The sequence below is a fragment of the Sorangium sp. So ce385 genome, assembly GCF_051474135.1.
GTDB classification, from domain to species: Bacteria; Myxococcota_A; Polyangia; order Polyangiales; family Polyangiaceae; genus Sorangium; species Sorangium cellulosum_D.
In genome coordinates, this window is sequence record NZ_CP150337.1 from 3,570,128 (window position 1) to 3,583,498 (window position 13,371).

The following is a 13,371-nucleotide window of genomic DNA, read 5'->3' on the forward strand; positions in this document are numbered from 1 at the left end:
ATCTCACCCGTAGGTGTCATGCTGGCCCCCCCTCTCCGGGTCTTCATGGCCCCCTCTCTGCGGGTCTTCATGGACGCGGAGAGCTTCTTCCGTCGCGGCCACTCGCTCCTGTCGTCGGTCCAGTCGTCGGTGCCCCTCGTCATCGTCAACGACAAGGAGTGGATGAGGTGGCTGAACGGCGTCTACATCACGCCGGACCTCGTCTTGACGATGGACGTGCCGGGCACGCAGACCGAGGGGACCCCGGGCCTCCTGGCAGAGCGCGACCTGCAGGTCGAGATCCGTAACGCCCCCGCGTCGGTGGCCTGGGCGAGCCGCGCGCGCACGGCGCTCGTCCGCGCCGAGGTTCGAGGCGAGGTTCTGCCGGAGCTTGCGCTGGCGCCCGCTGCCGGGAACGTCGTCGCGGTCTTCCACGACGAGCTCTACGCTCGTGTCAGCTTCGGCGGCACGGACGGTGGGACCCGACACGACGCGCCCGTCACCCACACCGTCTCGTTCGGCGCGCCGCTCTTCGACGAGTCGTGGCGGCTCGTCGGCCTCCACGAGGGACCGGCGGAGCAGGCGAGCGCGCTGGCGCCGATCGCGACGATCCTCCGCGAGATCGAGCAGGAGGCCCCCGCGCTCTGGGAGGAGATCGCGGCCGTCCATCGTCTCGTCCGGACGACGTCGGTGAGCATCGACCTCCCCGAACGGACGAGCGCTAGCCTCGAGCGCGCCGTGCGGTGGGACCCCGACGCCGACGAGGTGCTGCCGGCCCGTGAGCGCCGGCAGGCGCTCCGCGGCGCGAGCCTCGAGGATCTGCGCCGCGCGCGCGGGCACGCTCCGGCGACCGGCCCGGAGCAGGAGGCGATCGACGCCATCCTCGGCGGGCCTCCCTTCGCGCTCGACGCGCTGGCGCTGGACGTCCTCCTTGCCTTCGCCACGGCGGCGCGCTGGTTCGACGGCGTCGTGGAGGGCCTGCCCGAGCAGGAGGCGCTGGAGCTGGCGATCCACCGGCGCCGCCAGCGGGCAGCGCTGGACGCGATCATCGGGCCTCGCTTCGCGCCGCGCGCGAGCGAGGTCGAGCACCTCACCGCGTGGCTCTTCGAGCGCGACCGACCTCCCCTCGTGCTCCGCGGGCCGGGCGGGATCGGGAAGTCGGCGCTCCTGGCCTTCTTCGTGAGGAAGGTCTGCCCACCGGCGCGCTTCGCGTGGCTGGACTTCGATCGCCCTGACGTGTCCGCGGACGAGGAGACGATCGCGCGTGTCGTTGACGAGCACCTGGCCTGGCAGCCCGGCGCGGGCACCTTGATCGTCGTGCTGGACTCCTTCGAGACATCGGTGACCTACGGCTACGCCAGGCTCAACCCGGCGCTCGACGCGCTGGCCCGCCGGTTCCCCGATCTCGCCGTCGTCGTCGGCTCGCGTACCTCAGCTCCTCTCCTCAAGATCGAGGGCCGGAAGGCGGTCGAGTACGAGGTGCCCGGGCTGGATCCCGCCGTCGCCGCCCGCTGGCTCGCCGACGAGAAGGTCCCCGGCGAGATCGTCGCAGAGGCCGCGGCGGTGGCCGGCGGCGTCCCGCTGAACCTCCGTCTGGCCCGCGATCTCCTCGCGGGCCGATCGCGGGACGAGGCGCGCGCGTTCCTCGCCGAGCTGCCCAGGCAGCTCGTCACCGGCTACCTCTATCGCCGGATCCTCCGCCGCCTTGATGACCCTTCGTTGAAGCCCTACGCGCAGTGGACGATGGTTCCACGGCGCCTCGTGCCGGAGCTGCTCGAGAGGATCCTCGAGAAGGTCGGGGGCGCGCCGAGCGGCGGCGCGTCGCGGCTGTTCGAGGCGCTGCGCCGCGAGGTCACCCTTCTCGACGGCGAGAGCGTCCTCACCGTGCGGCCCGACCTCCGCAACACCATCCTCCCGCTCCTCGCCGCCGAGGACGAGGCGCTGGTCCGCGCGATCGACACCAGCGCGGCCGGGTTCTGGGCGGAGCGCGCCGCCGGGGACAACGCGGCGGCCGCGGACGCGATCTATCACCACCTCCGGCTCTCCGATCTCGCGAGCGCCGGCAAGCTCTGGCACACCGGGGTCGAGCCCTTCCTCCGCGGATACACCCTCGAAGAGATCCCCGAGGCGTCCCGCGCCTGGCTGGACAGCCGGCTCTCGCGGCAGAGCGTCGAGCAACGGGTCGAGGATCTCCTGGCCCGCGGCCGGCTGGCGGACGCTCGCGCCGCGCTCGCTGACCAGCCGACGCAAGGCGGAGGCACAAGCCGCAACGCCCGCCGCCGCCTCCTCCTCGGCTTCGTCGACGACGCGCCGGAGATCACCAGCGAGAATTTCGAGGGGCTCGAGTCGTACGTGCTCGGCCACGAGCGTCCGGCGTACCGGATCCGCTACGGCAGCTTCGAGGCGCTCCGATCGCCCTGGAAGGACCTCGAGCGCCATCGGGACCGGCTTGCTGGGGCGATCGGCTGCGTCGGCCGGCTGCGGCTCCTCGACGACGGCCGGGTGCTCGGCACGGCCACCCTGGTGGGCCCGCGCCTGTTGCTCACGACGCGCAGCGCGGTCGCGCCGTTCGTGGTCGGCACGGGCACCCTGGTGCGATGGATCCCGGACCGGCGCGTCGAGATCGACATGCGGGCCGAGGGAGACGGCGTCGAGGAGCGCTACCGCGTCGGACGCGCCGTGCTCGTCCATCCCCACTGGGACATCGCGCTGATCGAGGCGCTCGACGACCTGGGGGCGCGGTCATCGCGCGCGCCCGTCCCGCTCGCCACCTTCGAGCCGGCTCCGCGCTCGGATGTCGTGGCGATCGGGCATCCCGGCGGCGCGGGTCTCGAGCTCGCCCATGTGCAACGGGAGATCTTCGGGGACGTGATCGACGTCAAGCGGCTCATGCCGGGGAAGCTCCTCGATCGCAGTGACGAGGTGAGCTTCGGCCACCAGGTGCTCGCGGGATGGGACGACTGCTCGACCCTGGGCGCCGACCCCGGCGGGGCGCTCATCGATCCGGAGACAGGCGCGCTCGTCGGCGTGCGCTTCGCGAGCCAGGTCTTCGGCCACAGCGCGTTCGTGCCCGCCTGGGAGCTGGCGTGCGATCCCGAGGTCGTCCGGTCCGGCGTTCTGATCACGGGGACGCCGGGCCCCCCGCCGGCCTGGACGAGCGCCTGGTCGAGCCCGCCGACGGCCCGGCAGCACCTGCTCGACGCCTGCGTGGCGTTGCGGCAGGACGACGTCGCGCGCGCCCGCGCCCTCGTCGATCTCGTCCCCGCCTCGGCGGACGCTCGGAGCCACGTGGATCGAACGCTCGTCGAGGTGGCCTGTCTCGTCCGCGGCGCCGGTGAAGAGCGCGCCCGCGCCGGCGATCTGCTGGAGCAGCTCATCTCGGACTTCGCCCCGGCGCTGACGCCCGCCGACGCCGCCGCGATCGTGGCGACCCGCCTGCGGCTCGCCGTCGATGCGGATGCCGAGCGCGACCTCTGTCTCCGCCGCTCGGCGAACGACATGACGAGCATGGACAAGTTGATCCCCTTCCGGGTCCTCGCCCCGGGGCACCCGCAACGCCGCGTGATCTGGCCCGTCCGAGACACGCCGCTCGAGGCGTCGTTGCACGAGCTCGAGCAGCGGGTCGTTCGAGCCGACGTCGAGTGCAGGCGGCTCGCGAAGTGGGCGGGCGCCCACGGCGACCGGTTGCTCCAGCTCGACTTCGCCGCGCGCACCGCCGGAGACGCCCGCGCGCTCGCCGCCGCGCTCGTCGGCCTCCCGCGGGAGCGCGCGGATCGGCCCAGCGCGTACCTCCTGGAGAAGCTCGACGTCGAGCGCCACCCGAAGCTCGGCTGGAGCCCGGCGCTGCAGCCGCTCGCCGCGTACCTCGCGAGCGCTCCGCAGCGCCCGGTCGACCTCAGGCCGGAGCCGCTCGCGGAGTGGCTCGACGCGAACGCGAAATCCGGGCGGCTCGGGGCATACCTCAACGAGCTTATCCGGCTCGATACGGAGGTCGCATGGACCGCCGGGCTGCTCCATCTGCTGACCCCCCTTCCCATCGAATCGATGCTCGAGCATCGATTCACGGACGGCACATCACGAGGAGGAGAGCATGATACTGAAGGATGAACCCCCGTATCCGTGGAGCGAGCCGCTCGCGCGCGAGCTGCACCGGCGGCTCGTGGACACGTTCTACGAGCCATCCGAGGCCCGCACCCTCATCAAGGCGGCCAAGAAGCCCGACGTCACCAAGATCGCCTTCGAGGGACGCTCGATCCACCAGATCTGGGTGGACACCCTCGACCGCGCCGCCGCCGCCGGCGCGCTCCGCTCGCTCATGACGCACATCGCCGACGAGGCGAGTCCCTCGGCCGAGCTGACCGCGTTCCTCCGCGAGCTGCTCGCGGCGAAGTCGCCGCCCGTGGCGCCGAGCGTCGGCGGCAAGGATCGTCCGGCGGTCGCCTTGCTGACGAAGCCGGAGGCCCTGCTCTATGGCCAGGATCTCAGCGAGTCGGTCGGCGACATCCCAGGCCTCCTCGCCGCGGTGGAGCGGGTGATGACGTGGCGCTCCGCGATCGGCTGCATCCGCGTGCTCGCTGCCGACGGCAATACGTACGTCGGGACCGGGACGCTGCTCGTCGGGAATCGGATGCTCACCAACCATCACGTGGTCTACCCGGAGGGCTTCAAGCCGACCAGCATCTCGGTCAGCTTCAACTTCGAGCTGGACTCGAGGCGGCAGAACCTGGCATCGCTGGTGGTCGCCGGCGACGTGGCCACGATCAAGGCCAGCGCAGACGACGACTGGGCCACGTTCGCCATCGACGGCTCGCCGCCAGAGGGGGTCCTCGCCTTTGACCTCGCGGCGCAGGTGGCCACGCCGATGCCCTCGGAGCGCGCGTTCATCCTCCAACACCCGCGCGGCAAGGAGAAGCGCCTCGCCTTCGTCCGCAACCACGTCTCGGAGGTGGCAGCGCGGCGGGTCTACTACGTCACCGACACAGAGGGTGGCTCGTCGGGGTCGCCCGTCTTCAATGGGCAGGGCCAGCTCATCGCCCTTCACCGCGCCGGCGGCGTCCCCCAGAAGTTCCCGGGCGCGCCGCCCGTGAAGAACAACGAGGGAGTCCGCGTCGACGTGATCGCGCCCGCGATCATCGGCTCTTGATCTCCACCTCGCCCTGAGCCACCCGCGGGCTCATAGCCAGGTCAGCGAAACGCCTCCCGCCCGATCTCCTCGCCGGCTCGCGTTTCGCACCGGCGAGGAAGACCCGCCGGGCCGCACGTGGCTACCCGCCGATGCGGCCGCTGAAGGCGTCGACGGACCGCAGCCGAGCTCATCGCGCGCTCCGGGCCAAGCAGCTCCGCTCGTGTCGCAAACGTGGTGACGAAGGATGGCCCCTGGAGGGCCGTTCCGAACGGGCTCCTCTCGGGCGCACGGGCATCATGCCGGCCAGAGTACGTCGCGCAACCTGCGCAGCTCGTCGTGGATGCCCTGGTTGTCCGGGTCTTCCATGATCCGGTCGAGCAGCGCGTCGAGCTTGTGCTGGATGCTGGCTTGCTCGAGCAAGCTCCGCCAGGCCTTCCCTGTCTGCAGGGCCCGTTGCCAGTCGAGCAGATCGATCGAAGCCTCTTTGGCAAGGTGCTCGATGTCGTCGGTCGTCGGGTACGCGTTCGCAAGGAGCCTGATGAGTCCACTGCTCTCCCTCTTGTCCCAGGGGACGGCTCGCGCGCCTTGCGCGCGCAGCGGCCACACCTTGACGGCGACGCTCGCATAGAGCGCGCCCAGGACGCGGAGGTCGTTCCCGTCGCACTGCTGGACGGCCATCTTGAGCGCGGCGCCTGACGAGATGGCCGCGTTTCCGAGGATCTCGCCGCGCACCGCCGCTGGCATTGTGTTCGCGATCTCGGTCTTCGACATGGAGAGGTCGTCCTCGTGCCCGTCGGCCCACCGGTCGAGCTGGCGTTTGAGCTCCTCCCGGATGCGCTCAACAGGGCCGAAGACGAAGAGACACATGGCGAAGAGCTCGGACGCGCGGCCGGGCAGGAGATCCGTGGGATTCCGGACGAAGATCGGGTGCGCCGCGGCCCGGTGCAGGGAGTCCCACGCTTGTTGCTCGAAGAGGGCGCTCGCGGTCAGGTAGCTTTGCATCGAGTCGTGGAAGAAGCGCAGATCGCGCGCGTCCTCCGCCTGGACGAGCAAACCGGCCTCCCTGAGCGTCTGCAGGTTCTTCCGCTCCTCCTCGCTGCTGCCGCGGACGGCGCGCAGGCCATCTCGCCAGTACGTGGCCAGGCAGTACGAACGTGTCCACTCGAGGAGCGCCGTGTCCTGCCCTGGCGCTCCTTTGGTCCTGGCCTTCAGGAGCTCCTGGATCGATGTCCCGTAGAGATCCGAGAGGGTGGTGATGGGATGGGTGCTGGTATACATCGCGAGCCGGATCAGGATGGGGAGGTAAGCCCCGTCATGGCTTCGACACGCCTCCTTGACGGCATCCGGGAGCACGTAGTCCTCGCTGGGCTTGTAGGCGTCGACGAAGGTCTTGAGCGTTCCTTTCGTCTCGTCCTCCTCGTCCTCGTAGAGCATCTGCGGTTCGATGCGCATCCAGCGCGCCGACCCCTCGAAGGCATTGCGGAAGTCGTCATGCGGTCTTCCAGCGAGGAGCAGGCGCACCCGCCCGCCCAGGGGGCCATCGAGAAAGCGGGTGATGTGCTCCGGTTCGAAGGGGGACTCCACGAGGCCGTCTATCACGATGACGTAATCACCGCGGAGGAGCTGGGCCTCGAGGACCTCGGGGCTGAGCGCGTGGGCCTCGAGCGCGTGCCGGAGCGCGTCCGCGAGCGACGGACCCCCGGCCTCACACAGCACCGGAAGCGGCCGGCTGGGATCGTCGTGAAAGCGCGCCAGCATGCGCTCCATCACCTGCCGCAGCAGCGCGCTCTTGCCCCGGCCTCCAGGGGCCTCGATGAGGACGTTGCCGCCCTGGTTGGGATCGCCGAGAAAAGCGGCGATCGCGTCCGCGAGCGCCTCTGGAGCCGGGGAAGGCGGGCTGCCTTCGCTCATGAGGATATCGGCGGGGAGCGCGACGTACGTCTCGCCGCGGGCCATCTCGCGCTTCTTGCGCAGCTTTGCCCTCGTCCGCGTGACGTAGTCCCGGAGCAGGCCACGGCGGATCCTGGGAACGCTGACGGCGACGGGGACGAGCCACTGGAATGGCTTCGACGGCGCAAGGAGGCGGAAGGCGAAGGGCGAGACGACACTGGCGGCGAGCGCGAGGAGCAGCGCCCCGAAGCCGAAGCCGGCGACGATTGGAAAGTTGATGTTGAGCTTCTGCGCCGCCGGGATGAGGGCGACCCCGCCGGTGCCGGCCGTGCTCGCGAGCACGGCCCCGAAGGGCAGCCAGCCCCTCGCGAGCCGACTGCGAGCCTCGAGGAGCACGGGTAGCAAGAACAGGAGGAGTGCTGCGACACAGGCGAGGAGGGTGCGCACCGAGGCTCGGTCGAGCGGGCGGGATGCGAAGCGGACCTTCTCGAGGCCCAGCGTGAGCTTGCTGCCCGCCCCATCCTCATAATCGATCACCACGTTGTAGAGGGGCTCTGCGAGCGAGGACGTCGGCAGGGGCCATGCTGAGTTGTGCTGGACCGACTTGCTTCCCTCCTTGCGGGCTTCGTAGGGCTCGACTCCTTTCACCACGCCGCTCTCGCTCTCATGGATCGACACCTTGACGATCGCCCCACGTGCATCGAGGCTGGCCGAATTTGGCCAATCCACATTGAGTTCCTTCACCCGATCGAAAATATAGGGAGTTTGTTCGACCTGAAATTCGCCCTTCGACAGGCGAATCATTCCGTGGTCGAGCTCAATCGTAGCTTCCACCTCCGACGCAGGGCTGTAGGCGAGAACGCCGCGCTCGGTCTCAATCCAACCGTGCATTCCGTCACCGGCCGGGCGCACCTTCCGCGCGTCATGGACCTTCGTTTCCAGGCATCTCAGACCGCGAGCTTCGGTCGCCTGTACGACGTACAGGGCTCGACCGTCTGAGAACCACAGCGCCCGTCCGTCCGAGTGGACTGACATGCGCGGCTTGACCTCTGGCCCGCATTCATTCGCCGGCTGTGGAACCAGCGAATCGATGCCCACGGCAACGTGATACGCCGCTTCCCGTGGAACAACCAACCAGAAGGAATTCACTGAATCAGCCTGGAAAAATTTGGGCGCACCGTCAACCCGATCCTCAACACGGTCCCCGCCTGCAAATGGATGGTGCAAGGGAATCGCGTTGCTCGTCTTCAGGCCACCGACATTCTTGCGAATACCATGGTCGTCCAGCAACCGAATTTGCCCATCACCCGAATAAACAAGCAGACGATCGGAGGATACATCCGCAAAGGCCTGCGCCAGATCGATCTGGATCGGGTTGATAAACAGCGAGCTTCCCTGCGCATCGAGCAGGTAAACAGATGTCGTGGACGGCGGCGCAGCGGGGGCCTCGCCAAAGGCCCATATGCGTCCACCACCCGCACCGCGGTGGATCTTGCGCACATTTGCCCCATTGAGAAGAATTCTTGGCTTCAGCTCGCCTGCTTCATTCGTCACGTCGACGACGTAGAGATTGGCGTTCACGTTGTTAGGGGGCCGCATCATCTTTGATATTCGTTCGAAGAAAGCATCGAACGCACTTGGCCCTTGACCGACGACGAAGGCCCGCTTCCCAGTGGAATCGACCGCGATTTCGAACGAGTCAATCGGCGCCGACTCTCTCACGCGAGGGTGCGCCAGTTCGTCAATAACCAGAATGCGTCGATATGTCCTCACCCATGCTTTACTGGGGCCATCGATCGACACGTATTTGCCCGCCAAATCTTCGAAGTAGGCCTTCCAGTCGCTCGGCGGTGGAATATCGATCTGGGCCACGCCTCCAGAGCTATCGACGACACTGAAACCAGCGCCGTCTTCGCGTCGAGGAGTGGGCGACCAATCACCCAGCCACAGACTCGACCTGTCCTCAGCGACGCCAGCATAATCCACGCTTGGAAATAGCACAGAAGGTCGCCGCATCAACTCCATGCACACGGGCTCCTGAAGCCGCTCATCGGAGCTGAAATTCAACAGGCAAACAGATATTTCGTTATAGTTCTTCTCCCGCACGGCCCAGGCTTTTCGCGGATCCTTGGTGGGAAAGACACGAACTTTCGCGCCATCGGGCTTCTTGAGGCAATCGATCTTACGGGCGATATCAAGGACACAAGGTCCGTCAGGGATGCCCTCGACCCACGCGTGCTTTCCATCGCCCCAGGGTATGACACGCCCTCCGGCAGGCACCGGCGCAAGGGCCATCCAGTATCCGTCCGCCGTGCTCCGCATCCGCTCCGGCGGCGCCGCGGCCGTTCCCGCGGCTCCGCCCGAGTTGCCGCAAGCGACGAGCGCGCCCCCCAGGAGCACCGCTGCCGCCGCGCAGCGCGACTCCGCTCGCCGCGGAAACCGGTAACGCCAGCGCATCTTCATCCACCCATCTCCACGATCGGGCCATGCTATCGAAGCCGCCTCGCGCCGTCAACGCGCCTGCCGGCGCCTCCCGGCGCGACCACTCCGTCGCTGGCGCTGGCCCCTCCCCGTCTCTCGGCGCGGCATTGCGTCCCGCGAGCGGAGCTCCTTGAAATTCGCTCAACCGGGCGCGACGATGCCTGGTCGTGACCCCGCCCGGCGCCGCAAAGCACTTCCTCGACGACTTCAAATACGCCCACCCCGAGGCCGTCGAGCTGCGGGGCCTGCTCGCCAAAGCCTACCGCCGCGCGCAGGACATCGAAGTGCTGCTCGAGGGCGCCGGGCTCGATCTCAGCTACATCGACACGGACCAGGCGCCGATCCATGTCTGGCAGGACGCCTTACGCCAGGCGTCCGACGCCTTGCGGCTGCGCCCGTTGCTGGATCTCGTGCTCGCCGACGGCAGCCGCAAGAAGTACCACGACCGCATCCGAGAGCTGATGGAGCCCGCGCCGATCGTCGAGGCGCCGGTCGTCGATGCCCCCGGCGTGCGCGCCCTCGCGGTGCCGGACTCCGCCTCCGGCGTATTACCGCCCGGTCTCGTTGCTGCTCAAGCCCCTCGCATCGAGCAGGCTACGTGATGGTGAGGAGCTCTACGCAGCGAAGATGGCCATCATGGTTGGCGCTCGCTCCGCGTACGCAACGAGGGAGGACGACGCCCATGGAGCCGCGGCACCTGCCTTCCGGATAGCTGCCACGAATTCTCATCGAAAAAGCTATCGGCGCGTGGTTGCGTCCATTCCCGCCACCGCTCGAAAATTCCCACCGATCGTTGCTCCCACGCCCGCCTCACGACGGGGTAGGTCCACCAGCGGAGCGGAGCAGCGGCGCGGTGCCGGCCACAAAATAGGCGACGAGGAGACCTGATCTTGGCGGACAGCCTCCTCGTCGTGCTCCGGTTCTTGTGCCCAGGAATCGAAGCGATCGCAGTGTTATCCAGAGTGCCATCGACATCAAGCGCTGGCAGCAGCAACCCCCCTCGGTCGTCGAAGCGCGCCCTGCTCGCTGCCCCGCCTGCGGCGCCGCGAGTTGTCCGCTCGGAGGCGCCGTCCGGCTCCAAGGTCACGGCAGGCGCGAGCGGCAGATCTGGGGCCCTGCCAGCCCGGACCGACCCCCCGAAGTGATCTCGGTCACCGCCCGTCGCTACCGCTGCCTCGGCTGCGGCGCCGTGCTCCTCGTCGTTCCTCGCGGTGTGCTCGGCCGGCGCGCGTACAGCGCCGCCGCGATCGGCTTCGCCCTCGCGCTCTGGGGCGTCGCGCTCGCGACGGCAGCCGAGGTCCGGCGGCGCGTGGGCCCGGCGAGGATCCTGGGCGACAGCGCCGTCACCGGCTGGGCGACGCTGCGCCGGTGGGCGCGCGATGTCGCGCAGCGACGTCTCTTTGCGGAGGCCCCCAGCCCAGGCCCGCCCGCATCCCTTCGCCAGAGCGCGGCCAGCGCCGCGGCAGCGCTCGCGGCGAGCGCTGCCCCAACGACCCGGGCGCTGCCGCTCGAGCACCGCGCCTTCTTCGGCGCCGCGCACGCGGCGTGAGGGCCTCTGCCCTTTCGGAGTCCCAATCGTACAGCCCACCTGAGAGGATCTCTGCCGAACACGCCGTTGATCCCGGACAAGGACCGCGCGCCAGCAAGGCGCAGAAAGGACCTGTTCGAATGGCTCTCGGCCCCGCCGACCACGCCGAGACCGTGGCGATCTACCGCGCTACGGTCATCGGCCCTCTGATGCACCGCGTGCTCACCCACGGCCAGCTCGCCGCCGAGCTGCGCACGTTGAGCGAGCAGCGGTTTCGCCCGCCGGGCGCGCACAGCACGCGCACCTACTCGGTGCCCACGCTCCAGCGCTGGCTGTACGCCTATCGCGCAGCTGGCCTCGACGGCCTGCGTCCGCAGCCACGCAGCGATCGAGGCTTCGCGCAGCAGCTGTCGGAGGAGCTGCGCGCGTTGCTGCTCGACATCCGGCGCGAGCATCCCGACGCCTCGGTGCCGCTGATCCTCAAGACGCTCGTCGACGAGGGGCGCCTCGAAGCGGGCAAGGTCTCCGAGCCCACCGTGCGGCGCCTGTACGCGGCGCACGGACTTCGCCGCCGCGCTGCGTGCGCCCAAGGCGAGCCGAAGACGCGGCTGCGCTGGCAAGCCGAGCGCCCCGGCGCGCTCTGGCACGGTGACGTCTGTCACGTGACCGGGTGCACCGTCGGCGGCAAAGCGATGCCGCTCCGCATCCACGGGCTGCTCGACGATGCCTCTCGCTACGTCGTTGCGCTCGAGGCGCACACCACCGAGAAAGAGCTCGACATGCTCGGCATGACCGTCGACGCCCTGCGCCGTCACGGCAAGCCCGACGCGCTCTATCTCGACAACGGCTCGACCTACCGCGGCGACATCCTCAAGACCGCGTGCGCGCGGCTCGGCATCACGCTCCTGCACGCAAAGCCCTACGACCCCGAGGCGCGCGGCAAGATGGAGCGCTTCTGGCGCACGCTGCGCGAAGGATGCCTCAACTACCTCGGTGCCGTCGCCTCGCTCGTCGACCTCAACACGACGCTCCGCGCCTTCCTCGACAGGCGCTACCACCCGGCGCCGCATGCGGGCCTGCTCGGCAAGAGCCCGGCGCAGGTCTACGCGGCCCGGCCCGCCGGAGACCGCACCGTCGACGAGAAGGCGTTGCGCAGCGCGCTCACCGAGCGTACCCGACGCCGTGTCTCGGGTGACAACATCGTCTCGGTCGACGGCATCGCCTGGCAGCTCGACCAGGGCTACCTCGCTGGCCAGATCGTCTCTGTCGCCCGGTGCTTCACCGCCCCGGACGAGCCGCCGTGGGTCGAGCACGAGGGCAAGCGCCTCATCCTGCATCCAGTCGACCCGCAGCGCAACGCGCGGTGCAAGCGGCCTCCGTGCGGTGGCCCTGCGGCAGATAGGCCGACGCGCCCGGTGGACTTCAACCCCGCGCGGACGCTCGGCCGCCGGGCGGACGGAGGCGAGGACAAGAGCGAGGCCGGAGGTGCAACGTGAGCGAATCGTACGTCCGCTTCTTCACCCTGTCCGCCGCCCCCTTCTCCAAGGAGATCCAGGACGGCGAGCTGTGGCTGCCGCCCTCCAAGGAGCAGCTCGTCGAGGAGGTGTGCGAGGCCATGCACGAGCACGCCCAGGTGCTGCTGGTCGGCGAGCCCGGCGCCGGCAAGACGTGTGTGTTGCGGGCCGTGCGGCATCGGTTGCCGCAGGCAGGCTTCCGGTTGACCTACTGCCACAACGCCACGCTGGGCCGTCGCGACTTCTATCGTCAGCTCTGCCACGCGCTCGGCCTCAACCCCGCCGCGACCGCGGCGGCCGTCTTCTACGCCGTCAGCGCGCATGTCGAGACCCTCGGCCGCGAGCGCATCCATCCCGTCTTCCTGCTGGACGAAGCGCACCTGCTCCACCAGGACACGCTCGATCATCTCCACATCCTGCTCAATTACGAATGGGACAGCCGTGCCCTGCTGTCGCTGATCCTGGTCGGGCTCCCTGACCTCCAAGACCGGCTCGAGCTGCGCAAGAACCGCTCGCTGTACTCGCGGATCGAGCGGCGTCTGTCGATTGGTCCAATGATCCCCGACGATACCGGGCAGTACGTGCGGCTACGAATGAGCCGCGCCGGCGCCGACCGCGAGATCTTCACCGCCGACGCGCTCCTCCTGCTGCACGAGGCGGCCGGATCGAGCCTGCGCGAGATCGACCGCATGGCCACCGCCGCGCTGCGCGAGGCGGTGCGGCGCAAGAAGAAGCTCGTCGAGCGCGAGGTGATGTCCCACATCGTCGGCGACCTCGGGACGGACGGCAGCTGACGCTGACCGCGATGACGGGTGGGTCCTCGGCGCCGGCACAGCAGCTCCTCGCCGGCGCCG

General features: G+C 69.2%; 7 protein-coding genes. 6 read left to right on the forward strand and 1 reads right to left on the reverse strand.

The features are described from left to right. Positions 1 to 18: 18 nt before the first annotated feature. Together WME83_RS13370 and WME83_RS13375 are read left to right on the forward strand one after the other, a co-directional pair. The gene (locus tag WME83_RS13370) at positions 19 to 4,086 is read left to right on the forward strand and encodes a trypsin-like peptidase domain-containing protein (protein WP_437319660.1); all 4,068 of its coding nucleotides are present in this window, start codon (positions 19 to 21) and stop codon (positions 4,084 to 4,086) included. Continuing rightward, positions 4,070 to 5,122, forward strand: a complete 1,053-nt coding sequence (locus WME83_RS13375) for a trypsin-like peptidase domain-containing protein (RefSeq protein WP_437319661.1) — start codon at positions 4,070 to 4,072, stop codon at positions 5,120 to 5,122. Before WME83_RS13370 ends, WME83_RS13375 begins: the two co-directional genes overlap by 17 nt. Positions 5,123 to 5,398: 276 nt before the next feature. Here WME83_RS13375 and WME83_RS13380 read toward each other — a convergent pair whose 3' ends face one another. Continuing rightward, complete coding sequence (locus tag WME83_RS13380) at positions 5,399 to 9,457, reverse strand: hypothetical protein (protein WP_437319662.1); 4,059 nt, start codon at positions 9,455 to 9,457, stop codon at positions 5,399 to 5,401. Positions 9,458 to 9,642: 185 nt separating this feature from the next. Here WME83_RS13380 and WME83_RS13385 point away from each other — a divergent pair, with 185 nt between their 5' ends. The 4 genes from WME83_RS13385 to WME83_RS13400 all read left to right on the forward strand — a co-directional run bounded on the left by WME83_RS13385 (position 9,643) and on the right by WME83_RS13400 (position 13,311). Then, complete coding sequence (locus WME83_RS13385; RefSeq protein WP_437319663.1) at positions 9,643 to 10,077, forward strand: effector-associated domain EAD1-containing protein; 435 nt, start codon at positions 9,643 to 9,645, stop codon at positions 10,075 to 10,077. 539 nt (positions 10,078 to 10,616) lie between these two features. Further along, positions 10,617 to 11,024 carry a hypothetical protein gene (locus WME83_RS13390; protein WP_437319664.1) on the forward strand — a complete coding sequence of 136 codons (408 nt, stop codon included), beginning with the start codon at positions 10,617 to 10,619 and terminating at the stop codon, positions 11,022 to 11,024. A gap of 119 nt (positions 11,025 to 11,143) precedes the next feature. After that, positions 11,144 to 12,499 carry a DDE-type integrase/transposase/recombinase gene (locus WME83_RS13395; protein WP_437319665.1) on the forward strand — a complete coding sequence of 452 codons (1,356 nt, stop codon included), beginning with the start codon at positions 11,144 to 11,146 and terminating at the stop codon, positions 12,497 to 12,499. Continuing rightward, positions 12,496 to 13,311, forward strand: coding sequence for an ExeA family protein (locus tag WME83_RS13400; protein ID WP_437319666.1), 816 nt, complete (start codon positions 12,496 to 12,498; stop codon positions 13,309 to 13,311). Before WME83_RS13395 ends, WME83_RS13400 begins: the two co-directional genes overlap by 4 nt. Positions 13,312 to 13,371 lie beyond the last annotated feature (60 nt).